Genomic DNA, 26,993 nt, shown 5'->3' with positions numbered 1-26,993 from the left:
TATGTCCACTGTCGCCATCAACGATCAAACGCCGGAAACGGCCGCCCCGCCGCTTCTTAAAGACACCGCCATCGACGGCATGGCCGCCTACGAAGCGCTCGTCAACGAAGCCCGCACCGACCGGAGCGGCTTCTGGGCACGGCTCGCGCGCGAGCATCTGAGCTGGCACCGGCCCTTCACGAAGGTGCTCGACGAATCGAACGCACCGTTCTTCAAGTGGTTCGACGACGGTCTGCTGAACGCGTCGTACAACTGCCTGGACCGCCATCTGCACGACGGCAACGCCAACAAGACCGCGATCATTTTCGAGGCCGACGACGGCACCGTGACGACCATCACGTACCGGCAACTGCATGCGCGCGTGTGCCGCCTGGCGAATGGGCTGCGCGCGCGCGGCATCGCGTGTGGAGACCGCGTGATGATCTATCTGCCGATGTCGATCGAAGGTGTCGTCGCGATGCAGGCCTGCGCGCGCATTGGTGCGCTTCATTCGGTCGTGTTCGGCGGCTTCTCGGCGAAGTCGCTGCACGAACGCATGGTCGACGTCGGCGCCGTCGCCGTCATTACCGCCGACGAGCAGATGCGCGGCGGCAAGAATCTGCCCTTGAAATCCGTCGTCGACGAAGCGCTAAACATGGCAGGCACCGACGCGATCCATACCGTGATCGTCTATCGGCGCACGGGCGGCTCGATCCTGTGGGACGAACCGCGCGATTGCTGGCTGCACGAACTCGAAGCGACCCAGCCCGACACCTGCGAACCCGAATGGGTCGGTGCCGAACATCCGCTGTTCGTTCTGTACACGTCCGGTTCGACCGGCACGCCCAAGGGCGTGCAGCACAGCACGGCGGGCTATCTGCTGTGGGCCGCCGTCACGATGAAGTGGACGTTCGACCTGCGCGCCGGCGACGTGTACTGGTGCACGGCCGACATCGGCTGGATCACCGGTCACAGCTACATCTGCTATGGCCCGACCGCGGTCGGCGCGACCCAGGTGATTTTCGAGGGCGTGCCGACGTGGCCCGACGCGGGACGGTTCTGGGAGATGATCGCGCGGCACAAGGTCAGCATCTTCTATACGGCGCCCACTGCGATCCGCTCGCTCATCAAGGCCGCCGAGACGAACAGCAGTGTGCATCCGCGTCGCTTCGACCTCGGCTCGTTACGTTTGCTCGGCACCGTCGGCGAGCCGATCAATCCGAGCGCGTGGGAGTGGTTTGCGCGCGAAGTCGGCGGCGGACGCTGTCCGGTGCTCGACACCTTCTGGCAAACCGAAACGGGCGGCCACATGATCACGCCGCTGCCGGGCGCGACACCGCTCGTCGCCGGATCGTGCACGTTGCCGCTGCCCGGCATCGAGGCCGCGATCGTCGACGAAACCGGCTGCGACCTGCCGAACGGTCAGGGCGGCCTGCTGGTCATCAAGGAGCCATGGCCGTCGATGCTGCGCACCATCTGGGGCAATCCGCAGCGCTTCCGCAGTGGCTACTACCCCGCGGACCTGGGCGGCAAACTTTATCTGGCGGGCGACGGGGCGATTCGCGATCCGCAGACCGGCTATTTCACGATCACCGGCCGCATCGACGATGTGCTGAACGTTTCGGGCCACCGCATGGGCACGATGGAAATCGAATCGGCGCTCGCCGCGCATTCGCTGGTGGCGGAGGCCGCGGTCGTCGGCCGGCCCGACGAGACGATCGGCGAAGCGATCGTCGCATTCGTCGTGCTCAAGGGGCCGCGCCCAGAAGGCGCCGAAGCGAAAAAGGTCGCGGAGCAGTTGCGTGCGTGGGTGGGCAAGGAAATCGGGCCGATCGCCAAGCCGAAGGAAATCCGCTTCGGCGACAGCATGCCGAAGACGCGCTCCGGCAAGGTCGTGCGGCGTCTGCTGCGCTCGGTCGCGAAGGGAGAAACGGTCGAGCAGGACATGTCCACCGTGGAAAACCCCGCCGTGCTGCTGCAGTTCGGACATCACGAGTAAGCCCCCCAGTTCCATTCAGGAGACTTCACCATGAAACCCACCGCTCCCAACCCCGCATCGCTCGGTCTTGCCGCCTTCGCGCTGACCACGTGGCTCCTGAGCATGATCAACGCCGGCTGGTTCAGCGGCGGCTCGCTCGGTCTCGTGCTCGCCGTTGCGTTTGCGTTCGGCGGCAGCATGCAGATCGTCGCCGGACTCATGGAGATTCCGCGCGGCAACACATTTGGCGCCACCGCGTTCCTGAGCTATGGCGCGTTCTGGTGGTCGTTCGCGCTGTTTGCGCTGTTCCTGCACGAACAGGTGCCGGCCGCGTTCGTCGGCTGGTATTTGCTGTTGTGGGGCGTCTTCACGTTCTACATGTGGATCGCGACGTTCCGCTCGTCGCGCGCGCTGCAGTGCGTGTTCGTCGCGCTGTGGGCGACCTTCTTTCTGCTTGCGGCCGGCGAATGGCTCGGCTCGGCGGCACTTCGGCACGCGGGTGGCTATGGCGGCCTGCTGACGGCGCTGCTCGCGTTCTATCTGTCCGCGGCGGAGATCATCAACGAGTCGCTGGGGCGCACGGTCCTGCCGATCGGCGCGAAACCCCCGGTCGTCGAAATGGAATCGCTCAGCGCCGCGGTGGTGACGCGTTTTGCGGATTGATTACGCTCATCCGCCGCTGCACTCGGGCCGCCGTGCATATCAGATGCGCGGCGGCCTTCGTCATCTGGATACGCTCCCGCACGCGCGAAACTTGCGGCTGACTGGCGGGCGAAAGCTTTACCCAATGCCACGGCGCACGGGCGAACCGGGAACCCGCCGGCGTGCACCGCAGATCATTTGACCGAGGTCAATAAGGGCAGTTTCGCCGCCCATACACTGGTCTTATTCCTTATGCGGGAGCACTGCCGTGATTGCGCGAATTCGAAACTGTCTGCTGGTGTGCGCGGCGTCCGCGCTGACGGCCGGCACCGCCTATGGCGAATCCGAGCCGACCGCGCTCGTCGATCAGCAGCACTGCATGTTCTGCCACACGCGCGATGCGCCATTTCTCGCGCCGTCGTTCCAGCAGATCGCCGACCACTATCGCAACATGCCCGATGCGCAGCCGATGCTTGAGCACAAGCTGCGGCTCGGCGGCAAGGCACACTGGGGCGATACGCCGATGCCGCCCGCGGCCGAACGCGGTGGCCCGCTGTCGGCACAGGACGCGCACACCTTAGTGCAGTGGGTGCTTAGCCAATAAGGACTCGTCGAGCCGGCCAGCGACATACGATCGCGGCGATCACCCCGTCAGTCGCTCACGTTGCGCGGCGCGTTCGCTCTGTGGCTCGAGAAAGACACATGGCAAGGCCCGCATAAAGGTTCTTTCGCTCCCGAGGTTCGATCGATATCAGACCAGCCGGGGATCCGCGCTGTTTATTCCTGTGCCGACATTCGGATCGGTCATGTAATTGATTATTCCGCGCATTTGCTGCGCCCCGTCGCTCTTGTCGGGCGCATCGCGGAACATGGTTTTGCCGTCCTGGAGAGCATTTACCCGCTGCGACCTCAAGCTCAAGATACGCATACGACCGGCCACCTATTTGATGCAGGTCAACGTAGTGTGGTCATGCGCTTTGCGGACTGATTCGGCGGAGTGATCCCGTGCACTGATACGCATTCGAGCTCGCTGAAGCTCGTCATTTCGCTTCGCTCATAAACGCGCGAAACTCGTCCTCGACCGCGACGATCGCATTCGCACAGGTCCAATACATCACGCTCGCGTTACCGTCGGTGCGGTACATGCCGCGGCACATCGCTTTCAGCTGAATTAGCGCGTGATCTTCGTCGAGCCGTCCCTTCTGCGCCGCGAGATACACGAAGCCGAACGAATGCGGCAACGCGGTTTCGATCAGCGTATCGTCAGCGCGGACGATGCGGCTCGCCGAATGCGTCGCGACGAACGCGCGCGTGCGTACCCATGCCGACTCGCAATCGACCGTCGGTTCGCAACGCACAGACGCTTGTTGACGCGCCTCGAACAGCGCGACTTCCTCGCGGCGGAAGGCCGCCTCGCGCGCGGTGCTCGCGCATCCGGCAACGAGCACCACAGATAGGATCGACACCCAGATCCGATACGCGGCGCGCTTTATGACCGCGCCGGTGTCGGTGTGGCCGCCGAACCAATGCATTTATGGATCTCGCTGAGTTTGCTGTTCATCGGGTTTCCAGTCTTTGTCGCGTCTGAACCCGGCCAACCGCAGCTCGTGTGCAGCGAACTCGACATCGACGATCGCGTCGCGTCCCGTGACGATCGCTTCCCGGGTGTCTCCAAACATAGCGGCTCGTCGCGTATGAAGACTGATCCTGATCAAACATCCCATTGACGGCGATCAAGCGGTGCCACTGCCACGCGTCTACGCTTGCGATGAATACCGCCCCGGCCACATCCACACTACCCGGCGAGGACGACTGAGACCCGCCCTGATCGTTTCGTTTCTGTTCACGCTGCTCTGCATGTCAGGATGCGGGGGCGACATGGTGCCGGTTGCCGATCGCGAAGTCGCTGTGGCCTTTGCCGACGTGCTGGATCTCTACAACGAACGACTCGAACTGACGGAGGGTCTTGCTCGCGCGCAAGCACCCGCTCTCACGGCTCCGGACGGAACGCCTGTGCATCGTCATCCGCGCACCGACTTCGACGCGTTGCGCGGCTCGCTGCGCGTCGAGTCGCAGCGTTTTCGACCGCGAGCCTGAACACCCCGCTACACCAGCCACTCCATCTCGCGGCGTGCCGCCATTCTCGACCTGATCTTCTGCGCGAACGTGTCGCGCTTGACGCCGTCTTTGCGTCGATACAGGTCACTGCCGGTAAACACGCAGGTCGCAAGCGGCACCTTGCCCGCCGCCTCAGACATCTGCTTCAGCGCCTCTTTGCCGCCGAACGCGCCCTCGCAGCAAAACAGCGCGAGCCGGCGAACCTGCGGGCCGTGCAATTCCAACCACGCCCGAGCTGGCGCGCATGCGCCGCGTGCCCAGACGGGCGCGCCAACGACGACGAGGTCATACGCTGCGACGTCGAGCAACGCCGGCATGACCTCGGCGTGTCGATGACACAGCGCATCCATCAACGATCTGACGAAACCGCGTGCACCGTTACGCGGCTCGGGACCGCCGGGTTCGCGGATCGGTTCGATGTCGGCGTCCAGCCTGGACGCGAGCAGCTCGGCATCACGCCGCGTTGTGCCGGTTCGCGAGTAATAGACGATGAGAATCCTGCAACGCTCGGACATATGCTTTCTCCGACAGCGGACATTGGGCACCTCATCCGCCAATTGAGCGTCATGCGCTGCGAACGTGCCGGCTCGCGATGCGATGCCGCTTCGATCAAGATTCGACTCGCGGGCGGTGGTGTCAGAGTAATTGAGCTCGGCCGGCAGCGATTGACCCACGTCAACTGGCGTGCGGCATCCGCGTGCTTGATCTGCGTCAACAGTCGCGCCGGGCTGGACCATAGACTAAATGTCACCACGGGTTGCGCCCGTTTCCACGCGGTCTGTCAGGGAGCCTTGACGATGAGCTACAAAAGCATTCTCGTTCACCTCGATACGAGCGTTCGCGCGCATCCGCGTCTCGAGATCGCATTGCAGCTTGCACACCGGTTTCACGCGGGGCTGACCGGTCTGTTTTCGACCTATGTGCCACCGCGCCACGCGTTCTTCGTCATGGCTGGCACTGCCGAGTACTACGCGGAGCACGAGCGCCAGCGCCACGAAAGGGCTGGCTCGCTCGAGCGGCTCTTTCATGCCGAACTCGCGCGTGCAAAGGTCGAAGGTCAGTGGATCACCGCAGACGGCTATGCGAACGACGTTGTGCCGCCGTACGCCCGTCTCGCCGATCTGATCGTGCTCGGACAGACTGATCCGGTCGACCCCGAGGCGTTCGTCGCCGAACAGTTCGTCGAGCACGTCGTGCTGTCGACGGGACGGCCGGTATTGCTGGTGCCGTCGAGCGGGCGCGTCACGCCGCCGGGCCGGCACGTGCTGATCGCGTGGGACGGCAGCCGTGAAGCCACCCGCGCGATCCACGACGCGCTGCCGTTCCTCGCGCATGCCGCGAAGGTGTCGCTGCTGACGGTTCATTCGCCCAGCGATCGACCGCCGCGCGATCGGATTCCCGGCGCGGACATCGCGCTGACCATCGCGCGTCACGGCGTAAAGATCGACGTGCGAGAGCTGACCATCGAAAACGACACGCCGGTCGGCGATGCTTTGCTGTCGCAGGCGTCGGAGCTCGGCTGCGACCTGATCGTGATGGGCGCGTACGCACACTCCCGGCTGCATGAAGTCGTACTGGGACGCGCAACGCGCACGATGCTCGAGTCGATGACCGTGCCAGTGCTGTTGTCGCACTGAAGATCGCGCTTAAGGAGACCATTATGTTTCACCGCCTACTGGTCGCGCTCGACGGCAGCGATACCGTCTCTCGAGCCTTCGATGCCGCATTGACCCTCGCCGCCGAGTCCGGTGCCGAATTGATGCCGCTGTATGTGATCGATATGCCCATCATGGCGTACGACACGCCGGGTTTCGATCCGTCCGTGATCGAGGACGCCTTCATCGAAGAAGGCCAGCGGATCGCGACCGACGCGAAGAGCCGGCTGGCAGCGCACGGCGTCAAGGGCACGCCACGCACCGTGGAAGCCTCGATCCCCGGCGAAGGCGTCGCGAAGCGCATCATCGCGGCGGCGCTCGAATGGAACGCCGATGCCATCGTGATGGGTACGCACGGCCGCCGCGGCTTTCGGCGCGTCATGCTCGGCAGCGTCGCCGAGCGCGTGCTGCGTAGCGCCCGCTGCCCGGTCCTGTTGATTCCGGCTCGTGCGGTCGTTGAACCCGACGATCAGTCCGTCACCGCGTCCGCCGAAAAGGAGCTGACATGAGCTACAAGACCCTGCTCGTTCATATCGACGACAGCCGTCGCTGCGACGCGCGCGTCGCGCTCGCGCTCGATCTTGCGCAGCGTTGGGACGCACACCTGATCGGTTTGCATGTCGTGTGCGAGGACTTCGCGAAACCGCTGTTCGGCACCGACGACGGTTTCGTCGCCCAGCTCGCCGCACTGTCGGCCGATCGCCGTGAGACGGCTCAGCAGGCATTTCTAGCCGCGGCCGAGCGCGCCGGCCGCACAGCGGAATGGCGCACGCCGGAGGGCTCGCCGGTCGATGTGACCACACTTCATGCGCGCCACGCCGACCTGCTGGTGCTCGGCCAACCCGACCCGCACGATCCCGCGACTTACGTCGATCGGCATTTCGTCGGCGAGGTCGTGCTGGGCGCGGGGCGACCCGCGCTCGTGATCCCGCACGCGGGTGCGGTGCCGACGCTTGGCGAGAACGTGTTGATCGCGTGGGACGGCAGCCGCGAAGCCTCACGAGCGATCGCCGACGCGATGCCGCTGCTTCAACGCGCGCGCTTTGTCAGCGTCGACGTCGTCGGGCCCACGCATGACCGTGAAACAGGACCCAGCGCGATCGACGTCGCAGCATGGCTCGAGGCGCACGGCGTGCGCGCGTCGTTCTCGACGACGCCGCGCCTTCGCGTCGCGGGCACGGGCGCGACGCTGCTCAACCGGGTCTCGGACCTGCACGCCGATCTGCTGGTGATGGGTGCGTATGGCCATTCGCGTGCGCGTGAACGGGTGTGGGGCGGCGTCACGCGGACGATGCTCGAATCGATGACGGTGCCGGTGTTGATGGCGCATTGAGCGGCGCCCGAGCTAAATGAGCGCTGCGGGACGGCGCAGGTGTGGATAAAGGGCCACCGGGCCAATGCGCGCGCCGTCCCCGCGAACCGCTTACTACGGATTATTCACGGCATGGGGCGGTGGCGCGAGGCCACGTCCTTCAGGAGACGCTGAATAACACTGCCCACCCTGCGATGGGAGCACGCTTGGACCGACGCCGTCCACAAATGGCGCGTACTGCTTGCTGTGGGAGGCGGATAATAGTCGTGTCCTCCAATCGGTAGACAGTCGAAGGCAACTGTGGATATGTTTCCCTTGCAATCGATGCAACAGATAGAGATCGCCTCATGATCAAAGTGTTGCTAGCCGACGACCACACGCTCGTGCGCGAGGGGCTGCGCCATATCCTCCAGCAGGCAAACGGCTTTGAAGTAGCCGGTGAAGCGTGTGACAGCGCCACGACGATCGCGCTGATCCGCACGACCCAGGCACACGTGCTCGTGCTCGATCTGTCGATGCCCGGGCGCAATGGCATCGAACTGATCAAGCAGATCAAGGAGGAAAAACCCGATCTGCGGATTCTGGTACTGACGATGCACGCTGAGCAGCAATACGCGGTGCGCGCGTTCAAGGCGGGTGCGTCGGGCTATCTGACCAAGGAAAGCGCGAGCGCGGAACTGGTCGGCGCGGTGACGAAAGCTGCGTCAGGGGGCGTGTATGTGAGTCTCGCGATGGCCGAACGCTTCGCGCAGAATCTGAACGAGCCTGTCGACACGCTGCCGCACCAGCGGTTGTCCGATCGCGAATTTGACGTGTTCCGGCGCCTCGTCGAAGGCCAGAGCATCAGCGAGATCGCCAACGAACTTTGCGTCAGCGTCAAGACGATCAGCACACACAAGACGCGCATCCTCGAAAAAATGCAGATGCCGAACGAGAACGGGCTGGTTCGCTATGCGATCCGTCACAAGCTGTTCGACGACGAAACCGACCTGTAGCACCCTTCCACCTCCGTGCTCAGAGAGCGACCTCCTGTCGTCAGGAATATTCCAACGCCGGCTACCTCGATTCCTGGTCTCGGTTAAAGCGCCGCTGATGCATATTTGCGATGACGTCGCCAATCAAGGTTTCGGCGCGATCGCCTCGTGCGGGCGAAAGGCAAAACGATCCATATCGAAGACGCGGAAGGACTCACCCGAGTCTGAGCGCCGGCCCCGATGCCTCAACACAAGAAAGCAATGGTCGCCGCGTTGCAGGCAAACGGTCATACCGTCGCCATGATAGGTGACGGAGTCAACGATGTGCTTGCGCTGAAACAGGCAGACATTGGTATCGCGATGGGGAGTAGTTCAGGGGCCGCCCGCACGGTCGCGCAACTTGTACTGGTCGATGACCGTCTTGCGTCGCTACCGGCTATTGTCGGCGAGGGGCGGCGAATCATCCGCAACGTTGAGCGTCTGGCAAACCTCTTCGTGACCAAAACGGTCTATGCGATGCTGCTCGCAATTGCAGTGGGTATTGCCGACCTGCCGTTCCCTTTCCTTCCGCGCCACCTCACTCTTGTAGGCACATTGAGTATCGGGATACCTGCCTTCCTGCTATCCATGGAGGCCGGTGGCGACCGCGTCAAGCCCGGCTTCATTGGGCGAGTGATGCGATTCGCCATTCCGGCAGGTCTTGTGGCCGCCATCGGCACATTCGCAGCCTATTTCACCGTGTTTCAATATGAAAATGGAGGCCTCGAAAGCGCGCGGACAATGGTCGCCATCGCATTGTTCTGCGTCGCATTGTGGACTCTATACCTGTTGTCCAGGCCGGTGAATCTTTTTCGCGCGTTATCGATTGGCGCAATGACTGCATGCTTCGTCCTGGTCGTCGCATTGCGGCCGCTCCGAACGTTCTTCAACCTCTCGCTGCCGTCACCGATGATGCCGCTCACATCGGCTATCGTGGTGCTGGTAGCCAGCTTTGCACTCACGCGGGTCGTCTATAAACTTTCGGCCGCGACATTTGCGCCCGGAAGCGAGTTTGGTATGTCCGGCGGACAGAGGATTACCTGGCATCTGATTTACGAGCGCATCGGCGTCCGCAACCTGCTTGTTGCAACGGTACTGGTGATTGGTGGCGTGTGGCTCTTCTTTGGCGTGCTCGAGGATGTCGTCAGTCATGACCCGCTGGTAGACGTGGACGTTGCTATTCACGTCGCCATGCAGCCCCTTCGCTTTCCCGCCCTCGATTCGGTGATGGTCGCTGCGTCGGAACTCGGCGATGCGGCGGTCACCGTCCCTGTGATGTTCGTCGTGCTTGGCTGGTTCGTCTGGCAGCGCGAATTGCGAAGTGGCCTTTACTGGGTAGCAGCAATCGGGTTGGCTGAAGTCTTCGTCGAGACGGTGAAGTTCGTTATTCAGCGGCCGAGGCCGACGTTGATATGAGAGTGTGCACAGTTTCTCGTTCCCTAGTAACCACGCGACACTGAGCGTCGTCACCTACGGTCTTCTTGCTTACTTCGTCGCACGTACCTATCGCGGCGTATGGCGCCAGCGTATTGCCATAGCAGCGGGCCTTCTCATTGCGCTCATCTCATTTTCGCGCCTCTACCTCGGAGCCCACTGGTTCTCGGACGTCCTCGCTGGCATCAGTTTTGGTATCGCGTGTATCGCCTCGGTGGCCTTACTTCACCATATTGGCGACGGCGGCAGAAGCAAGACGCTCGCCTTGGGTGTTTCGGCAATGGTCGCCCTCTTGCTCACCGCGGGCACATACGTCTTCATGCAACACAGCGCCGACCTAATTCGGTATGCACCGAGGTAGCTCGGCTGCGACCGCTATCCGATTTCGGTTCATATCCTCTCCATTTGGATGCAGCTTCTGCGAAAATTGCCCGGGTTCGTGGTAAGCATCCCGCGACGCATCCTTAAAGTGTGAAAGGTTCTGGAGTACTTGGGTATGCAACCTCGTTTGCAATTCAATGTTGCTGGTGAGTGCCGTGGCCATGCCCAGGCGGATGATGTTCGTGGGAACCTGCTCGATGTCCGGCCCCGTGATGGTCATGTTCGCCGCGCTCCATCATCCGCATCATTTCGGGACCACCTGTCCTGAAGAACACAAACGTCAATACCATGAACACGACACCGAAACCGATGTTGAGTATCGTGGTGTAGTTGAAGGAAATAGTCGCATCGACCATCGCTGTCCGGTGTTCGCGCGGAATCAAGCCAGCCAACTGGAACACCGCCTCCACGATAAGCGCTGCCACGACCATGGCGATATAAAAGGTGACCGCCATGAACACGGTCATTTTGCCGCCGTAGTACTTCCGGTAGATGTTCAGGATGGGAAGGATGATGAGGTCACCGAATATGAACGAGGCGACGCCACCAAAGCTGATGCCCCCTTTCCATAGAACCGCTGCCAACGGTACGTTTCCGACGGAACAGGTGAACGAGGCAACTGCGATGAGCGGGCCGATGAAAGCGCCCCAAATCATTGCGACTGCCGGATGACTTACCAGAAAAGACTTCTGCCAGAAACTGTCCGGCACCCAGGCGGCTATGGCACCGGCAACAAGTAGCCCGATGCCAATGTCACGCCATAGCATGGTCCAGTTCATCACATAGCTATGACTGATTGCCCTCCAGCCATCCTTCGATGAGAGCCGCTCTTTCCAGGTCCCCTTCTGTTCACCCATCGACATGGCAGCATGCCCTTCCATGCTGCCGGCGACACCTTTGTTCGCCTGGTCGATAGCCTGCTTTCGCAGGGAATCGCGCAGGAAGAATCGAAACAGCAGGACGAGCACACCAATCATGACGGTGCCACCGACGAACTCGGCGGCGGCGAACTGCCAGGCAATCAGTACCCACATCAGCACGCCCAGCTCAAGCACTAAATTGGTCGCAGCGAACTGGAATGCCATGGCAGCGGTAAAGTCGGCTCCTTTACGCACCGTGGAGCGCGCCATGGCGACGGCCGCATAAGAGCACGATGACGACGCTGCACCGAACAGGCTCGCACGCGTGAGCGAACGCAAGGAGGCGTCCGGAAGCAGCTTCGACATCTCGGACTTCGAGACCGTCACCTCAATCACGGCGGAAAACAGGAAGCCGAGGCTGAGCCCCCAGAAAATCTGCCATAACATGGTGAAGGACATCCACAGGGCATGACCCAGTGCGCTGAGAATGTGCATCACGAACTCCGTGAGTTGCGCTCCTATGACAATGGTGCGCGATTGAAAAAATTGATGCGATGAGGTGACATGGCGACCTTGATGGTGCTCACCAACTTCAGCGTCTTCATGTCAACGACACCGACGTAGCGGCTAAAGCGGAACGTAACCCACAGGTATCGCCGGTCAGGTGTCAGTTCCATATCGTCCGGCGCAGGCAGCAAGCCCTTGATGGTGCCGACGTTTGTGAGCGAGTTCTCGTCGAGGATGCTAATGGCATTGCCGAGGCGATTCGTGACGAGCACGTGCTGACTATCAGCGAGCGAACGGAAATTGTGAGCCCCCTTGTCGATGTGGATGGCCTTCACAATTTACCGGGCGCGCCGGTCGATAACAGGGACGTAGTCAGCACCCGTCATGCCTGCTAGAAGAAATTTGTCGCTGGGAATCAGCCACAGGCCCGCATGGGCCTAGACGAGCCTAATCCCGACCGCGTTCGCCACTATCAACGATTGGTTGTCGGGCGTCGCCGTCAAATGGTGCGGCTCGTTTCCGACGGCCACGGTATCGACAACCTTTAGAATGGCCTCGTCTATCAAGCTGACATTCGCGTCCGCCGAATCGAGAACGATGACGTTTTCAGCCGCGGCGGCCGACGGAACGGACGCAACCAGACCCAGCGCTAACAGAAGGGGCGCATCCGAGACTCTCACTGGTCTTTACGGCGCTATGACCACTGGATGGAAGTTAGCCTGCTCGATTGCGTGGGAAATCTGGCCCTGATTCAACGCAGATTCCACTTTCACTGTCTTGGCTGCGACGTCAATCTGAACCTTTGCCGCCGGGTCCAGCTGTGCAATTGCCTTGCTGATTGCGCTTGCACATCCACCGCACGACATGTCCGAAACCTTGAATTCCATTTTCATCCCCACGTAATAAGTCACCTTTACAGCATGAACATTCCCACAATGGGAATGTCAAGTAGAGTCGCAACGGCCACACCGGAAATGTCCCTAGCCGAGAGCGTTGAGTCCGCCCGAGGCCAGCCTTCAGTTACGAAATGACGCCTTCGCACGCTTAACCAGGTCGTAAGCCCGTGCTAAACTTCGCGGCTATGTCCTACTGGCGCAAAATTATTCTCGTCGTGCTGTTGGCACTGAGCCTTCCGGTTCAGTCGTTTGCGGCCGTCTCGATGATTTGTGCTGCTTCTGAAGCGGTCGGCGATGACACGACCGCCCACCATGTCCATCGAGGCGACTCAGTCGACGGACATGCGCTGGTATCCGACGCTGATGGCCATCATGGTCACGACCACAGCGGCGTACATCATCCTCATGGATGTTTGACCTGCGCCTCCTGCTGTGTCGGTGCAGCAATACCGGTCGTGCCTGCGGTTTCCGCTTCGGCTGACCTGTCTAATTTTCCCGTCCCCCTGCCTCCGGCTGCGCGTGTCGCGTCGTTCCTGACCGGCGGCATTGAACGCCCTCCCCGCCTGATTCTCGTCTAATCCTCGCACTCGCGGCGATTCGCTGCGACCAGCAAGCTCTTCTGGCGTCTTTCACGGACGCCGGATGATTTACGACGAGAGCAATTCATGCGAACAATTTCTGCGGCGCTATTCGGCGCAAGCGCAGTACTGCCGTTGCTCGCGCACGCGACGGCTCTTTCCGACCCGACTGATGCGGCGGTATCGGTGCCGGCCGTCACCGTGCACTCCGCCTTTGACGGCTACCGGTCGTACCGGGACGGCGAAGCACCGAGCTGGCAGTCATTAAACCGCGCAGTTACACCCGGTCACCGCACGGCTGGAATGAAACAAGGTCAGCAATCAGGTGATGCTTCCGCCGCGAAGAAACACGAACATGGGGGCGAGTCGGAATGATGCGACTACTCGCGCACCGCCGCGCGACCTCTATCGCCCTCGCGACGCTGTTCATGGCCGGCTGCACGACCTTCTCGAAGGACGGTGGCTTTAACACCGTATCGTCGACAGCGTCGGAGCGCCTTGGCAAAGAGGTCGTCTACGTGAAAACCGACGAAGACCGTGAGGCGGTCTTCAGGCGGACACAGGAACTGCTGTCGAAGCCGCTCGGGATGGATGATGCCGTCCAGGTCGCGTTGCTGAACAACCGGGGACTTCAGGCATCGTACGGCGAGCTCGGCATTTCCGAGGCCGACCTTGTTCAGGCGGGCCGCCTGCCCAACCCGGGCTTTACGTTCAGCCGGACACACTGGAGCGATGGCTTCGGCATCAGCCGGACCTTTTCCATGGGCGTCCTGGGGATACTCGCGCTGCCGGTAGCGACACACATCGAGAGCCAACGGTTTGAAGAGACCAGGCTCGAAACTGCCAACGCGATGCTCGCCGTCGCCGCCGACACCAGAAAGGCCTACGTGAGTGCTGTGGCTGCGGAGCAGGCAGCCCTCTACTCCGCTCAGGTCAAGGACTCCGCCGAAGCTGGGGCAGAACTCGCCTTACGGATGCGCCAGGCAGGAAACTTCAGCAAGCTCGACTATGCGCGCGAGCAGGCCTTCTACGCGGAGTCGGTCGCGGAGGTGGCAAAGGCGAGGCAGCAGTCAGTCGTCGCTCGCGAGAAGCTGACCCGCATGATGGGCCTTTGGGGTTCAGGAACCCAGTTCAGGTTGCCGGAGCGCCTGCCCGACCTGCCAGACGACAGGCCGCAACTCAACGACCTCGAGAGCTTCGCGATGCAGAACCGCCTGGACATTCAGGCGGCGAAGCAGCGCACGCAAAGCGTCGCCAGCTCGCTGGGGCTTAGCAAGGCAACCCGGTTTATCAATGCGCTCGACGTCGGCTATCTCAACAATTTCGAGACCGACAAGGGACATGAGCGCGGCTACGAAATCAGCGTTGAGATTCCAATCTTCGATTGGGGCAGCGCAAAGGTCGCGCGTGCTGAGGCCATCTACATGCAGTCCGCAAACCGCCTCGCCCAGACGGCGATCGATGCGCGCTCCGAAGTACGCGAGTCGTACTCCGCCTACGTGACGAGCTATGACGTCGCGAAGCACTACCGCGACGAGGTGGTGCCCGTGCGCAAAACCATCTCGGACGAAATGCTGCTGCGTTACAACGGCATGCTCGCCAGCGTGTTCGAGCTGCTTGCCGACTCACGCGAACAGGTCGCCGCCGTCAACGGGTACATCGACGCGCTGAAAGACTTCTGGCTCGCGGAAACGGACCTGCAGCAGTCGCTTGGGGGCCGTCTTCCGCCGCTCGCCATGACACGGACACCGGATGCCCCGCATAGCGACGCAACAGCTACCCCTGCCGCACAAACGCCATTGGCCCCGGCGCAGGAGTCGCCATTGTCGGCCACCACCATGCAACCGGCGTCGCCGACGAATTCAAAAAGGTGAATGAAGATGGTTTCACGTCGAAGTTTTCTCGGCGGTTCGGGCGCAGCGCTGCTCGGCGCAGCGTTGGTCAGCAAGGCTGGCGCAGCGTCACTTCCAGAAGCACCCACGATGGAAAAGACCGCAACACAGCCACCGCTGGTTCCGCCCAATGGCCGCCCCTATACACCCGTGGCGACACTGAACGGCTGGACGCTGCCGTGGCGCATGAAGAACGGCTGGAAGGAATTCCACCTCATTGCCGAACCAGTGGTCCGTGAAATGGCACCCGGCATGAAGGCGAATCTGTGGGGATACAACGGCCAGGCACCTGGCCCGACTATCGAAGCGGTCGAAGGCGACAAGGTCCGCATCTTCGTGACCAACAAACTGCCCGAACACACCACGGTTCACTGGCACGGGATGCTGGTGCCATCAGGGATGGATGGCGTTGGTGGGCTGACGCAGCCTCACATTCCGCCGGGCAAGACGTTCGTCTATGAGTTCCAGCTTGAGAAGCACGGTACGTTCATGTATCACCCGCACGCGGATGAGATGGTGCAGATGGCGATGGGGATGATGGGTACGTTCATCGTGCATCCCAAGGACCGAAGTGTCATGCCGGTAGACCGCGACTTCGTGTTCCTGATGTCCGCCTACGACATCGACCCGGGCAGCTTCACGCCACGTGTCAACGAAATGACCGACTTCAATATGTGGACGTGGAACGCACGGGTCTTTCCCGGCATCGACCCGCTGCCGGTACGAGCAGGAGACCGCGTACGCATCCGCTTCGGCAACCTGACGATGACCAATCACCCCATCCATCTTCATGGGTACAGCTTCGAGGTCGCAGGAACCGATGGTGGATGGATTCCGCCTTCCGCACGCTGGCCGGAAGTCACCGCCGATGTTGCAGTCGGTCAGATGCGCGCCATCGAGTTCACCGCGAACCGCCCCGGCGACTGGGCGTTTCACTGCCACAAGTCGCATCACACGATGAATGCGATGGGCCACCAGGTACCGAATCTCATTGGCGTACCGCAGAAAGACCTCGCGACGCGCATCAACAAGCTCGTACCGGACTACATGGCGATGGGCAGCGCAGGCGGCTCGATGGGGGACATGGAAATGCCGCTACCCGACAACACGTTGCCAATGATGACGGGAACAGGACCGTTCGGCGCGCTGGAAATGGGCGGCATGTTCAGCGTCGTCAAGGTGCGCGAGGGCCTCGGCCGGAACGACTATCGCGACCCGGGCTGGTTTAAGCACCCGAAGGGAACCGTGGCGTACGAGTACACGGGCGAACTGCCGGATAGCTGATTTCGTGGCGAGCCGGACGTGGGTCCGGCCGATATTTGTTAATCCAACTGTGGGAGAGAATTTGATGAAGAAGGCAATTGCTTCGATTTTTTTGGGCTGCGCCGTCGCCGTCTCGGCGATCGCGTTTGCCGCAGGTGACGCCGGCAACATGAACATGGCAAGCGGCGCTCAACAGGTCGCGGAAGCGACGAACGCCATGTCGCATGGCGAGGTGAAGAAGGTGGATACCTCCGCCGGAAAACTGACCATCAAACACGGACCGCTGAAAAACCTGGATATGGAAGCCATGACCATGGTGTTCAAGGTCAAAGACCCAGCCATGCTTTCACAGGTGAAAGTGGGCGACAAGATTGACTTCGTGGCCGAAGAAATCGACGGCGCGCTCACCGTGACGAAGCTGCAGAAGCAGTGAGCAATTCAATGGGGCGTCAGCGGCGCGGCACAGGCTACGCCCCGATTTGATTTTCGGAGGAAACAATCGTGAATTCCAATCTGCGCAAACTGCTGCTCAGTGCAGCAGCGACCACCGCCGTCGTGCTCACACCCACTCTCACGTTTGCCCACGGCAAGCTGGAGAGTGCCATGCCAGCAGCCGGCAGCGCGGTCGATACGTCGCCTGAACTGCTGCGTCTGACTTTCAATGAAGACCTCGAGTCGTCGTTCAGCACAATCAAGGTGGTCGATGCATCGGGGGCGTCTGCGACAAAGGACAAGGCCAAGGTCGATTCTTCGAACCCACGCGTGCTCATCGTTGCGGTCCCGAAGCTGGCTTCCGGCTCGTACACGGTCCAATGGGCGGTCATGACGCACGATGCCCACAAGACCAAAGGCACCTACACATTTGCGGTGAAGTAATGAACGACGGTTTCCTCGGCATTTCGCGGCTCGCGTTCGTAGCGTTGCAGAACGTCGGCTTAGCTGTTCTTGTCGGTGCCCTGCTGAGTGACAGCTGGCTGTCCCGTAGCACTTCGCGATGGCAGAGCAGCGTCAGCGGACGCCTGCTTGTCACCGTGCGCATCACTTCCTTTGCCACGCTGATGTCCAGTGCGTTCGCATTCTGGATTCATTGCGCGTTGATGAGCGAATCGACGCTCGGCGAGGCGGGTCCCGCTATCCGTTCAATGCTGGTGGAAACCGACTTTGGCCATGCCTGGCTGGCAGGCGCAGGGTTGATGCTCGTGGTGGTGATTCTGTCGTTCGCACAACGTCGACGCCCGATTCATTTCAAGCCCGCTATCTGGCTGGCCATCGCCGGCGTTGCACTGGCGCGCAGTCACGGCGGACACCCTGTGGATGCTGGCGTTTTTAGTTTGCCGGTGTGGGTGGACTGGGTGCATCTGCTTGCCATCAGCGTGTGGGTGGGCCTCGTTCTTGTTACAACGTACATCGTGGTGCCCCGCATACTTATCGCGCCCACCGCCGAGCGTGCGAAAGCGGCGATATTCGTTCAGTCGCTTTCTGACGCCGCGACGTTCGCGCTGGCCATCCTGATTATCACTGGTGCGTACAGCGGCTGGCGCGGAGTCAATGCACTTGAGCACCTGTGGGCGTCCACATACGGACAAGTCCTGCTGGTTAAGCTTGCTCTCGTAGTCACTGCCGCCGCGCTTGGGGGGCACAACCGGTTCTTCGAAATGCCCGGGCTACTCTCATCTCTGAAGGACACGCGAACCGAATTCACACCAAAGCCGTTGAAGCGGTTCGCCGTTGTCCTGCATGTCGAGTCGGTTGTCCTGGCAGGCGCGCTGGTAGCCGCTGCGGTCCTTGTTTCCAGTCCACTTCCCGGGACAACGTAAGCTCGCACGGTCGCACTTCTTTACGCTTGCTGCATGGTCGACTTCGCGCGCTCGAAGAGTTCGTAGACGACCATGCCCGCAACCATGGCAGCTACAAAACCGACGGCCTTTGGATAGCCCGCGCCCAAGGCCACCAGCACAGGTCCCGGGCAAAGACCGGCCAGACCCCAGCCGATACCGAAAGCGGCGCTCCCCAGGACCAGCCTCAGCGGGAAGTGACGGATAGAACCACGTTCGTCGAGACTGGACGAGGCAACGCAAGCTGGATTTGCACCGGCCGGCGGTAGACCGTAACCATGCCGAACATCGGGTCGTTTTTAACTTCCACTGGCGGCATCTGGTCCGGCTTTATCGACGCGCCGTCCACCGCGAAGTCGAATCGGTCCCGATAAAGGTAGTAGCCAGCGTGCGTGCTGAAATCGAGGGTGACCTGCTGGGGCGCACTGAGCTTGACCGCCAGCGGAAATGCCTGGTCCGGTGGCAGCAGGTCGGTTTCGCTTACCGCCTCTGCAGCCAGAGACGTCAGCGCAACGAACAGGACAATTGCGGCGTACAACAACCGCCTGAGCGCGTCGTTCGCACGGCAACCCCCTTGCCCAACGTTGATTGATACGTCCCGCATCTCTCGCTCCCTCCATGCAATCCGGCCCGCAGGCCAACCGTTAACGGCCAGCCTGCGGCTGCCCTGTCGCCGTCGCATCAAGGCTACTTTTCCATTTTCACGATAGTCAGCGTACCGTTGATGTTCTCAACTCGCACCTTGACCTTGTCGCCTTCGTGAACGTGTTTGACCATAGCCGCATCCTTTGCCTTGAACGCCATGGTCATCGGCGGCATGCCAACGTTTTCAAGCGCGCCGTGTTTCAAGGTGACCATACCCGTGGCGGCATCGACCTTCCTCACCTCGGCATCGGTCATCGCCGCGCCGGACGGTGCTTTCATTGCCGAAGGCCTTCCTGACATGCTCATTCCGGCCATTCCATCATCTGCGAATGCCGGTGCCGCGACCACAGCCGCGACGGCCGAACACGTCAAAACCATCTTCTTCATTAAATTTCTCCTGTTTCAGTTGATGGCACTCTCGTGCCGGAAGGCACTGCATGGGAAACACGCCTGTTCTGGCTTCGCTCAACGCGACGGCGCTGTAACAGGAACCAGGCTGCAGGAATGACAAACATCGATAGGACAGGTGCAGTCACCATTCCGCCAACCATGGGTGCGGCAATGCGCTGCATCACTTCGGAGCCAGCTCCGTGGCCGACCATGATGGGAATAAGGCCGGCTAGTACGACGGCAACCGTCATCGCTTTCGGCCGCACGCGCAGCGCCGCGCCTTCGCGGATTGCGCCGAGCAACGTGGCCTCGTCAAGAGGTTCACCGAGTTCGAGTCGCCGGTTGAGCGCGCCCTTCAGATAGAGCAGCATGACGACGCCGAACTCGGCCGCAACACCGGCGAGCGCGATGAAACCCACGGACGTCGCGACCGATACCGCATGACCCAGTATCCAGATGAACCAGAATCCGCCGACCAACGCGAATGGCACCGTCGACATCAGGAGGAGTGCGTCGGCAGCCGAGTTGAACGTCAGAAACAGCAGGACGAAGATGACCACAAGCGTCACGGGAATGACGGTCCGCAACTTTGCCTCGGCGCGCTCGAGGTACTCGAACTGGCCCGACCAGCTCATCGAGTACCCGGGCGGAAGTGCGACCCTTTCTGCCACGGCCCGCTGCATCGCTTTCACCGCTGACTGGAGGTCTACATTCCGGATATCGACGTAGACGTAGCCTGAGAGGCGTGCATTTTCACTGCGAATCGACGGTGGCCCATCGGCAATCCTGATGTCGGCCACATCGCCGAGCCGGATTTGTGCACCCCGGTCCGTGACCACTGGCAACTGGCGCAGCTTCTCGAGCGAGTCGCGTACCTCGCGCGGATAGCGGATGTTGATGGGAAAGCGCTCCCGCCCCGCAATCACTTCGCCAACGTTTTCGCCCCCCACAGCCGACGATACGACGGACTGAATATCGCTGACCGAAAGGCCGTAACGTGCGGCTGCCTGGCGGTCGATGTCCACGTCGATGTATCTGCCGCCATTCAACCGCTCGGCAAGGGCTGACGTGACACCGGGCACGTTCCTGACTGTGGCCTCGACCTGCGCCGCCACCTTGTCGATTTGAGTGAGGTCGGGCCCGGAAATCTTCACGCCGACCGGCGATTTGATACCTGTAGACAGCATGTCCAGCCGGTTCCGGATTGGTGGGACCCAGAGGTTTGACAGCCCAGGCACCTTCACTGTCCGGTCGAGTTCGTCCATGAGCTTCTCTGGGGTCATGCCGGGACGCCACTGGCTGCGGGGCTTGAACTGAATCGTGGTTTCGAACATCTCGAGGCCCGGTGCCGGGTCCGTGGCAGTCTCGGCCCGCCCCGACTTGCCGAATACCGTGGCAACTTCGGGTACCGTCTTGATGAGCCGGTCGGTCTGCTGCAACAGCTCGGCCGCTTTCCCAGTCGAAATGCTGGGGAGCGCCGTCGGCATGTACAGCAGGTCACCCTCGTCGAGTGGCGGCAGGAACTCTCCCCCTAGGCGCGTCAGCGGAATCGCGGTGAGCACGAGCGCGACGACTGCCAGTCCGATGGTGTACCAGGGTCGCCGCAGCGTGGCTTCTAGCAGCGGCCGGTACAGGCGCACCAACACTCGATTGATGGGATTGGACGTCTCATGCGGGATGCGTCCGCGAATCAGATACCCCATCAGCACGGGCACAAGCGTTACCGACAGACCAGCAGCAGCGGCAATCGTGTACGTCTTCGTGAACGCAAGCGGGGAGAAGAGCCTGCCTTCCTGCCCCTCCAGCGAGAACACCGGAATGAACGAGAGCGTGATGATGAGCAGCGAGAAGAAGAGCGCCGGCCCAACCTCTGCGGCTGCCGAGGCGATGAGCTCCCAGCGTTGCGTGGCCGTTATCGGTGTGGCCGGATTTTGGTGCTCGAACGCCTCCAGATGCTTGTGGGCGTTTTCAATCATGACGATGGCTGCGTCAATCATCGCGCCGATGGCTATCGCAATCCCGCCCAGCGACATGATGTTTGCATTGACGCCCTGATAGCGCATCACGATAAACGCTGCCAACACGCCAAGCGGAAGAGACAGGACAGCCACGAAGGCGCTACGCAGGTGGAACAGGAACACGGCACAGACAATCCCGACGACGATGAACTCCTCGATGAGCTTGTCCTTCAGGTTATCCACCGCGTTCTCGATGAGCTGTGAGCGGTCGTAGGTCGTCACGACTTCCACGCCTGAGGGCAGCGAACGCTTCAGGTCAGCGAGTTTGGCTTTCACACCTTCGATGGTGGTCAGTGCATTCTTGCCGGAGCGCATTACGACGACACCGCCGGCCACTTCTCCTTCGCCGTTGAGTTCTGCGATGCCCCGACGCGGTTCGGGCCCAATCTGGATACGCGCTACGTCACCGAGCAGCACTGGCGTACCCGCATCGTTGGTCCGAAGAACGACATGGCGGAAATCATCGAGCGAGTGCAGATAGCCAGATGAGCGGACCATGTATTCGGATTCGGCCAGTTCGACGACCGAGCCGCCGGACGCCTGGTTCGACTTGCCGAGCGCGTCGGCCACCGTCGCCTGGGTGATGCCATACGCGCGCAGCTTGTCCGGGTCGAGCACCACCTGATACTGACGCATCATCCCGCCAATGCCCGCCACCTCCGACACGTCCGGAACCGCCTTGAGCTCGAACTTCAGGAACCAGTCATTGAGCGCCCTGAGTTGCCCGAGGTCATGTTTCCCGGTCCTGTCGACGAGCGCGTATTCGTACACCCAGCCCACACCTGTCGCGTCAGGTCCGAGCGAAACTGTCGCATCTTGAGGAAGACGGCTTTGCACCTGGTTCAGGTATTCGAGCACGCGTGAGCGCGCCCAGTACGGGTCGGTCTTGTCATCGAACAGCACGTAGACGAACGCATCGCCGAACGATGAATACGCACGGATGGTCTTCGCGCCGGGTACACCCAGGAGGGTCGTTGTCAGCGGATAGGTCACCTGGTCCTCGATGACCTGCGGTGCTTTGCCCGGATACGACGCCTTGATGATGACTTGCGTATCGGAGAGGTCGGGCAGCGCATCAAGAGGCGTATGCGTTACCGAGTACACGCCCCACGCGGCGACGAGCAAGGTCGCAAGCAACACCAGAAAGCGGTTATGGATGGACCAGCGAATGAGGCGCGCAATCATTTCGGACCTCCTGCCGGTTCAACCTTCGTTACCTGGTAACCGTCATCCGATTGTTTGAAAGCGAAGTGGACGGTCTGCCCAGATTTCACGTCCGGAAATGCATCGGACGCAGGCTTGCTGAACGTCATCGTCATCGCGGGCCAACCGAGCGCTGGTACGGGCTGATGCGAGAAAGTAATGTCCTTACCCGTAACCTGTTCGACCTTGCCGGTTGTCTCGTAGGTTGCTGCCGCACTCGCAGTCGCAGTTGCTGCGGGCGAGGACGCCGCTGCCTCGGGACTTGCCCCAGCGCCTGTACTGCCTTCGAGCCGTGGCAGCACCGATTTCAGGCTGGCTTCCGAATCGATGAGAAACTGGCCAGATTCAACGACCGTATCGCCATCGTTCAGACCGCTGAGCACTTCGGTCTCGTTGCGAACATCGTTGCCGACCGTCACTGCCACGGGTTGCAGGCGACCGTCTGCGTTCTTAACGATGACCACCGAGCGCTTGCCCGTTGTGATGACCGCCTCCGATGGCACGAGCAGCCGCGAAACCGTCTTCTCGCCGCTGACACGCACACGCATCAACATGCCGGGCGTCAGCTTCAGCGCAGCGTTGTCGATTTCGAGCCTTGCCTGAAGCGTACGGCTGGTTGTGCTGATACCCGGCAGGATTTCACGAATCTTCCCGCTGAAGTGCTGCGTCGGGTCGCCGGAGAACGTGGCATCCACCGTCATGCCGGGCTGCACGCCCAAAGCGAGGGCCTCGGGAATCTCGACGATGAGCCAGAGCTTCGAGAGACCCGCGACCTTGGCGAGCGTCTGACCGGGCGTCACCTGGGCCCCGTCCCGCACATTCAGTTCGCTCACGACACCCGATTCGGGTGACGGGAGAACGACGTGCGTCTGAACCTTCCCGGACTGCTCAAGGCTCGAGATGAGCCCGTCCGGAATCGAGAGCGCACGCATCCGTGCGCGCGACGCCTCCAGCAGACCCATGTCCATACCGCCGCGCTTGAGCGCCAGATACTCTTCCTGTGGTGCAAGCCAGTCGGGGACGAACAGGGACACTATCGGCGCTCCCTTGCTTATCCGCTGCATTGGGGCGCTGGCGTACAGATGGTCGATGTAGCCGGTGACGCGTGACTGCACGACATCAGCGCGGGATTCATCGAACTGCGTGGTGCCAACCGCGTCGAAGCCTTCCGAGGTGTCCTGTCGGCGCACGGTCGCATAGCGGATGCCGAGGTTTTGCTGCAGCCCCGGGTCAATCCTGATGCCGGCCACACCGCCGCCTTCGTCCGCGTAGACAGGCTCCAGTTGCATATCCATGAAGGGCGACTTGCCGGGCTTGTCGAAATGCTGCGCAGGCACCATCGGGTCGTGCCAGTAGAGCACCTTCCGGCCTGTCTTCGGGTCGACCTTGTCGCCTGACGTTGTAGCAGCACCATTCACGGATACGGTCAATCCATTAGGTGCAGCGTGACGTGCGCCCACGAAGTAGCCTGCGCCAAGCAGGGCCGCGCCCGCGAATACCAGTAGAGCCGCACGTGCCAGCGGTCTATTCATCATCGTTCACTCCTTCACTGGCCAGCAGCCATCGTCGATGGCACGACCTGGTACTCGAGCTGGGCCCAGGTCTGGGAAACGTCGCGCTTGAGGTCGAGCACCTGAAGCTGCACATCAAGCTGCGCGCGACGCGCCGCGAACGTATCGGCAAGCGAGCCTGTCCCTGACCGATAGGCAGCGTTCGCAAGCTGCACGCGCTGGTCGGCCGCAGGCAGCAGCGACTGGCTGAGATTGGCGATGCGTTCGCGGCCGCTGGCGAGACTGGCTGACTGGGCATCGATGTCCGCTTGAACCTGTCGCTGTGTCTCCTCGTACAGCAGACGTGCCTTGGTGGCGAGTTCCGCCTTCTCTGCGGCGTCGCGATTCTGGCGGTTCTTGCGGTTAATGGGCAGCGGGATGCTGACGCCAACCGACACCATGTTCGAGTACGCACCACCGCGTTGCTGATACGCCACCTCCCACGTCCAGTTGGGACTGCGCTCGCTATTCGCGACCGCCGTGTCGGCATCGGCGACAGCAATATCGTCCGCTGCGGCTACCAGGGCGGGTTGGACCTGCTTCAGTTCCTCTGGGGGCAGTGACGAGACGAACGACTCTGGCGCTGGCGGCTCACCCGTGACATCGGAGACGGGTGTCGCGGTCCAGCGCGAAAGCGCAATGAGGGAAGTCTTGTATGTCTGCTCGGCCTTGAGCACCTGGTCCTGCGTCTGCGAAAGCATCACTTGAGCCTGCACGACATCGGCGGCCGTCGCTTTAGCGCCCCTGTACGAGGCTTTCGTCGCGGCGAGTTCGTGGCTCATGTGGCCCTGCAGTTCCTGCTGCAGCGACACGGCCTTTTTTGCGTAGACAGCGTTCAGCCATGCACCGGCCGTCTGCTGACGCACGTTGGCGAGTTGCAGCAGATAGCCATCGTGTTCACGACCGACCATCTGATTGGCCAATGTCGAGCGCAGCTGTCGCTTCTCACCCGAGACCCATTCCTGCTCGATACCAATTCGGCGCATCGTCATGAAGTCCTGGCCGATGGTGAATTTCTGTGGCCCGGTGACCGGCAGATTGTCGATACCAGCTTTGAGCGTCGGGTCGGGTAACTGGCCTGCCTTGACAGCGGCTTCCGAACTGGCGCGTTCCGATGCCTGCGCCGCCTGCATCGCAGCCGAGCGGTCGGTCGCGGACTGCAAAGCGGCTTCAAGCGTGAAGGACGCGTTCTGGGCGTGCACGGCGGCACTCGCGAGTATCAGCGCGGTGACGGAAAAGCGCGCGCGCAATGATGCACGCCCGCGCGGCGTGCCGATAGTTTTTGGTTGCATGTTCTAACCCCAACGGCGGAAACCCAAAGGGATTCCACGTCCTGGACGCAGGACGACCTCACCGCAGACGCGGTGAACCAGTCAGCAAGGGATTAGATTGCTCGAGGAGGTCGCCACAGCCCGCCCGGTTCCCGAACGGTGAGCGACTGCGCATAGTGGAAGACAACGCGACTTTCCAGCCACGTGGGATGGCTAATCGTCGCGGTTGCAACGGGATAGTACAAACTGCCGAACTGGCACTGGGCCGTCACCTTGCAGAAACCGCCCTTTGCCTTGTCCGGCGAGGTCGATTTCATTGAGTTACAACCGGGCATGGCGGCAGACATGCCGTCGTCCATCGCCATTGTCTGCTGCATCGGACATTCCCCGGCCATGCCGCTGGCTGCCAGCCCACTGATGGGCAGCACCGCGCAAAGCAGGAGGATGAAGAGGGTCCGAAAAATTTGCATAGCGAGATTTATAGCGAGGTTATTTTAGCCATCTTTCCGGAATTTTGTCCGTGCAACCCTTCATGTTGAACGTCGACAGGCGCTTGGAATATGACGCAGGCTTTTCGACAGCAATCGGAAAGAGGCGATGTTCTGGATCGACCCAAGGCTGATATCCGTTGCCGTGTCGATGGCGCTGCTCTGCCCGAGGAAAATCTAGCGGTCGCTTAGCCGCCCCTGGGCCGCCTTGAACCTGGCGAAGGCTTGGGGTCAGAAGTCTCAAGGTCGCCTGAATCGAACCCACCCGCGCGCGACTTCGGTCACACGCGTGAGCACCTCTTTTCCTGGTTCGCGTACCCCTTAACTGTATTGACGAGGTTCGGCACGAGGTCGGCACGGTGTTGATACTGATTCAGTACTTTGGACCAACCTTGACCTCCTCGTCCTGGGTCTGGATGGCGTTGTACCCGCACCCGGCCAGCAGCAGCGCCATCACAACAAGGATGACATTTCCAAGCATTGTCACCGGCCCCCCGTGCCCCGACGGCGGGTATCAGTACTTAGCGCATGCGGAATCATCTCGCCCTTGTATGTGCTCGTCGGCGTTCGGCGATGCCGGACGACACAAGTCACCTATTCCAGCCTACAGAGCGCCATAGCTAGTCGATCGACGCAGGTCAAGCGAGTCAGCCCGGAATGCCAAAAGGGTGAACGCTGCGGCGAGCGGAACTCTGCGCCAATTGAAAAGCAATGGTCCCTTCAATCGCACGGTTGAGCTATGTCAAAGAAGGCTTCATTGCAAGAGGTACAGTTAAGTGAGACTGTGGAACAGACCCTGCCAAATCGCGCTTACGGAGACCAACATGCGTTTCTTTAAAAGACTCGCCCTTCTCACCGCGATTGCTGTCGCCTGCGGTGTGAGCAACGCCGTCGCTGCAGAAAGCAATGCGAGCGACGTGGAACACCAGGCCCACCACCCAGCGGCCACGAAGCCCGTCTCTAACAGGCTGTTGAAATACCCCTCGCCGGCGAGCAGCACTTCATTTCAATGAGTCGCTGCGCCGGTTTGTGATGTCGATTTGATGCTCAATGCCTTTTATTCAGGTGGAACCAATGCCATCTCC

25 protein-coding genes and 3 pseudogenes are annotated in these 26,993 nt (G+C 61.3%); 15 read left to right on the top strand and 13 right to left on the bottom strand.

The genetic code is table 11. The features are described from left to right. Position 1: 1 nt before the first annotated feature. The 3 genes from acs (at position 2) to ACLFKU_RS35650 (ending at position 3,203) form a co-directional block, all read left to right on the top strand. Positions 2–1,978 (top strand): acetate--CoA ligase, encoded by a 1,977-nt coding sequence (gene acs / locus ACLFKU_RS35660; protein ID WP_410852285.1) that lies wholly within the window; start codon positions 2–4, stop codon positions 1,976–1,978. A 30-nt stretch (positions 1,979–2,008) separates the two neighbouring features. Continuing rightward, positions 2,009–2,620 carry an acetate uptake transporter gene (locus ACLFKU_RS35655; protein WP_368587505.1) on the top strand — a complete coding sequence of 204 codons (612 nt, stop codon included), beginning with the start codon at positions 2,009–2,011 and terminating at the stop codon, positions 2,618–2,620. 247 nt (positions 2,621–2,867) lie between these two features. After that, complete coding sequence (locus tag ACLFKU_RS35650) at positions 2,868–3,203, top strand: c-type cytochrome (RefSeq protein WP_368587506.1); 336 nt, start codon at positions 2,868–2,870, stop codon at positions 3,201–3,203. 436 nt (positions 3,204–3,639) lie between these two features. On the opposite strand, the gene ACLFKU_RS35645 is transcribed toward ACLFKU_RS35650, so the two are convergent. After that, positions 3,640–4,131 (bottom strand): hypothetical protein, encoded by a 492-nt coding sequence (locus ACLFKU_RS35645; protein WP_410852284.1) that lies wholly within the window; start codon positions 4,129–4,131, stop codon positions 3,640–3,642. Positions 4,132–4,477: 346 nt separating this feature from the next. Here ACLFKU_RS35645 and ACLFKU_RS35640 point away from each other — a divergent pair, with 346 nt between their 5' ends. Next, on the top strand, positions 4,478–4,696 hold the full coding sequence (locus tag ACLFKU_RS35640; protein ID WP_368587508.1) for a hypothetical protein: 219 nt from the start codon (positions 4,478–4,480) through the stop codon (positions 4,694–4,696). An 8-nt stretch (positions 4,697–4,704) separates the two neighbouring features. Here ACLFKU_RS35640 and ACLFKU_RS35635 read toward each other — a convergent pair whose 3' ends face one another. Then, positions 4,705–5,232, bottom strand: a complete 528-nt coding sequence (locus ACLFKU_RS35635; RefSeq protein WP_410852283.1) for a flavodoxin family protein — start codon at positions 5,230–5,232, stop codon at positions 4,705–4,707. Between the two features lie 282 nt (positions 5,233–5,514). Here ACLFKU_RS35635 and ACLFKU_RS35630 point away from each other — a divergent pair, with 282 nt between their 5' ends. From ACLFKU_RS35630 to ACLFKU_RS35605, 6 genes are all read left to right on the top strand, one after another. Further along, a complete protein-coding gene (locus tag ACLFKU_RS35630; RefSeq protein WP_410852282.1) occupies positions 5,515–6,354 on the top strand; it encodes a universal stress protein in 840 nt (279 codons plus the stop codon). A gap of 23 nt (positions 6,355–6,377) precedes the next feature. Further along, positions 6,378–6,881 (top strand): universal stress protein, encoded by a 504-nt coding sequence (locus tag ACLFKU_RS35625; protein WP_410852281.1) that lies wholly within the window; start codon positions 6,378–6,380, stop codon positions 6,879–6,881. Further along, positions 6,878–7,705, top strand: coding sequence for a universal stress protein (locus ACLFKU_RS35620; RefSeq protein WP_410852280.1), 828 nt, complete (start codon positions 6,878–6,880; stop codon positions 7,703–7,705). The genes ACLFKU_RS35625 and ACLFKU_RS35620 overlap by 4 nt, the downstream gene beginning before the upstream one ends. A 326-nt stretch (positions 7,706–8,031) precedes the next feature. Beyond that, complete coding sequence (locus tag ACLFKU_RS35615) at positions 8,032–8,679, top strand: response regulator (protein WP_410852279.1); 648 nt, start codon at positions 8,032–8,034, stop codon at positions 8,677–8,679. Positions 8,680–8,898: 219 nt separating this feature from the next. Beyond that, a complete protein-coding gene (locus ACLFKU_RS35610) occupies positions 8,899–10,113 on the top strand; it encodes an HAD-IC family P-type ATPase (RefSeq protein ID WP_410852278.1) in 1,215 nt (404 codons plus the stop codon). A gap of 4 nt (positions 10,114–10,117) precedes the next feature. Then, positions 10,118–10,492 carry a phosphatase PAP2 family protein gene (locus ACLFKU_RS35605; RefSeq protein ID WP_368587515.1) on the top strand — a complete coding sequence of 125 codons (375 nt, stop codon included), beginning with the start codon at positions 10,118–10,120 and terminating at the stop codon, positions 10,490–10,492. Positions 10,493–10,646: 154 nt separating this feature from the next. Here ACLFKU_RS35605 and ACLFKU_RS35600 read toward each other — a convergent pair whose 3' ends face one another. From ACLFKU_RS35600 to ACLFKU_RS35590, 3 genes and pseudogenes are all read right to left on the bottom strand, one after another. Further along, entirely contained in the window at positions 10,647–11,867 is a 1,221-nt protein-coding gene (locus ACLFKU_RS35600; RefSeq protein WP_410852277.1) for a permease, read from the bottom strand. Between the two features lie 23 nt (positions 11,868–11,890). Further along, a pseudogene (locus tag ACLFKU_RS35595) lies at positions 11,891–12,535 on the bottom strand (YncE family protein). A gap of 30 nt (positions 12,536–12,565) precedes the next feature. Then, on the bottom strand, positions 12,566–12,766 hold the full coding sequence (locus ACLFKU_RS35590; RefSeq protein WP_410852276.1) for a heavy-metal-associated domain-containing protein: 201 nt from the start codon (positions 12,764–12,766) through the stop codon (positions 12,566–12,568). A gap of 958 nt (positions 12,767–13,724) precedes the next feature. Here ACLFKU_RS35590 and ACLFKU_RS35585 point away from each other — a divergent pair. The 5 genes from ACLFKU_RS35585 to ACLFKU_RS35565 all read left to right on the top strand — a co-directional run bounded on the left by ACLFKU_RS35585 (position 13,725) and on the right by ACLFKU_RS35565 (position 18,325). After that, positions 13,725–15,227, top strand: coding sequence for a TolC family protein (locus tag ACLFKU_RS35585; protein WP_410852275.1), 1,503 nt, complete (start codon positions 13,725–13,727; stop codon positions 15,225–15,227). Positions 15,228–15,233: 6 nt separating this feature from the next. Beyond that, complete coding sequence (locus tag ACLFKU_RS35580; RefSeq protein ID WP_410852274.1) at positions 15,234–16,529, top strand: multicopper oxidase domain-containing protein; 1,296 nt, start codon at positions 15,234–15,236, stop codon at positions 16,527–16,529. A gap of 64 nt (positions 16,530–16,593) precedes the next feature. Continuing rightward, positions 16,594–16,941 carry a copper-binding protein gene (locus ACLFKU_RS35575; protein WP_368587520.1) on the top strand — a complete coding sequence of 116 codons (348 nt, stop codon included), beginning with the start codon at positions 16,594–16,596 and terminating at the stop codon, positions 16,939–16,941. 68 nt (positions 16,942–17,009) lie between these two features. Further along, positions 17,010–17,384, top strand: a complete 375-nt coding sequence (gene copC, locus ACLFKU_RS35570; protein WP_410842389.1) for a copper homeostasis periplasmic binding protein CopC — start codon at positions 17,010–17,012, stop codon at positions 17,382–17,384. Beyond that, on the top strand, positions 17,384–18,325 hold the full coding sequence (locus tag ACLFKU_RS35565) for a copper resistance D family protein (RefSeq protein WP_410852273.1): 942 nt from the start codon (positions 17,384–17,386) through the stop codon (positions 18,323–18,325). The genes copC and ACLFKU_RS35565 overlap by 1 nt, the downstream gene beginning before the upstream one ends. A 20-nt stretch (positions 18,326–18,345) precedes the next feature. Here the strand turns inward: ACLFKU_RS35565 and ACLFKU_RS35560 are convergent. From ACLFKU_RS35560 to ACLFKU_RS35525, 8 genes and pseudogenes are all read right to left on the bottom strand, one after another. Continuing rightward, positions 18,346–18,531, bottom strand: a pseudogene (locus ACLFKU_RS35560) (DUF6691 family protein); the annotation flags it as partial. After that, on the bottom strand, positions 18,531–18,947 hold the full coding sequence (locus ACLFKU_RS35555) for a protein-disulfide reductase DsbD domain-containing protein (RefSeq protein ID WP_410852272.1): 417 nt from the start codon (positions 18,945–18,947) through the stop codon (positions 18,531–18,533). The gene ACLFKU_RS35555 and the pseudogene ACLFKU_RS35560, both read right to left, overlap by 1 nt. 83 nt (positions 18,948–19,030) lie before the next feature. Then, complete coding sequence (locus tag ACLFKU_RS35550) at positions 19,031–19,375, bottom strand: copper-binding protein (RefSeq protein ID WP_410852271.1); 345 nt, start codon at positions 19,373–19,375, stop codon at positions 19,031–19,033. Beyond that, the gene (locus tag ACLFKU_RS35545) at positions 19,375–22,581 is read right to left on the bottom strand and encodes an efflux RND transporter permease subunit (RefSeq protein ID WP_410852270.1); all 3,207 of its coding nucleotides are present in this window, start codon (positions 22,579–22,581) and stop codon (positions 19,375–19,377) included. The genes ACLFKU_RS35550 and ACLFKU_RS35545 overlap by 1 nt, the downstream gene beginning before the upstream one ends. Next, positions 22,578–24,134, bottom strand: coding sequence for an efflux RND transporter periplasmic adaptor subunit (locus ACLFKU_RS35540; RefSeq protein ID WP_410852269.1), 1,557 nt, complete (start codon positions 24,132–24,134; stop codon positions 22,578–22,580). Before ACLFKU_RS35540 ends, ACLFKU_RS35545 begins: the two co-directional genes overlap by 4 nt. A gap of 11 nt (positions 24,135–24,145) precedes the next feature. Next, the gene (locus ACLFKU_RS35535; RefSeq protein WP_410852268.1) at positions 24,146–25,441 is read right to left on the bottom strand and encodes a TolC family protein; all 1,296 of its coding nucleotides are present in this window, start codon (positions 25,439–25,441) and stop codon (positions 24,146–24,148) included. Between the two features lie 92 nt (positions 25,442–25,533). Beyond that, the gene (locus tag ACLFKU_RS35530; protein WP_410852267.1) at positions 25,534–25,890 is read right to left on the bottom strand and encodes a hypothetical protein; all 357 of its coding nucleotides are present in this window, start codon (positions 25,888–25,890) and stop codon (positions 25,534–25,536) included. A 204-nt stretch (positions 25,891–26,094) separates the two neighbouring features. Beyond that, positions 26,095–26,389 (bottom strand): annotated as a pseudogene (locus tag ACLFKU_RS35525) (LemA family protein); the annotation flags it as partial. Positions 26,390–26,993: the final 604 nt, after the last annotated feature.

Source organism: Paraburkholderia sp. EG304, assembly GCF_046543485.1.
GTDB classification, from domain to species: domain Bacteria; phylum Pseudomonadota; class Gammaproteobacteria; order Burkholderiales; family Burkholderiaceae; genus Paraburkholderia; species Paraburkholderia youngii.
The sequence above is the reverse complement of the archived record's forward strand: the minus strand, read 5'-3'. Positions and strand labels throughout refer to the sequence as shown.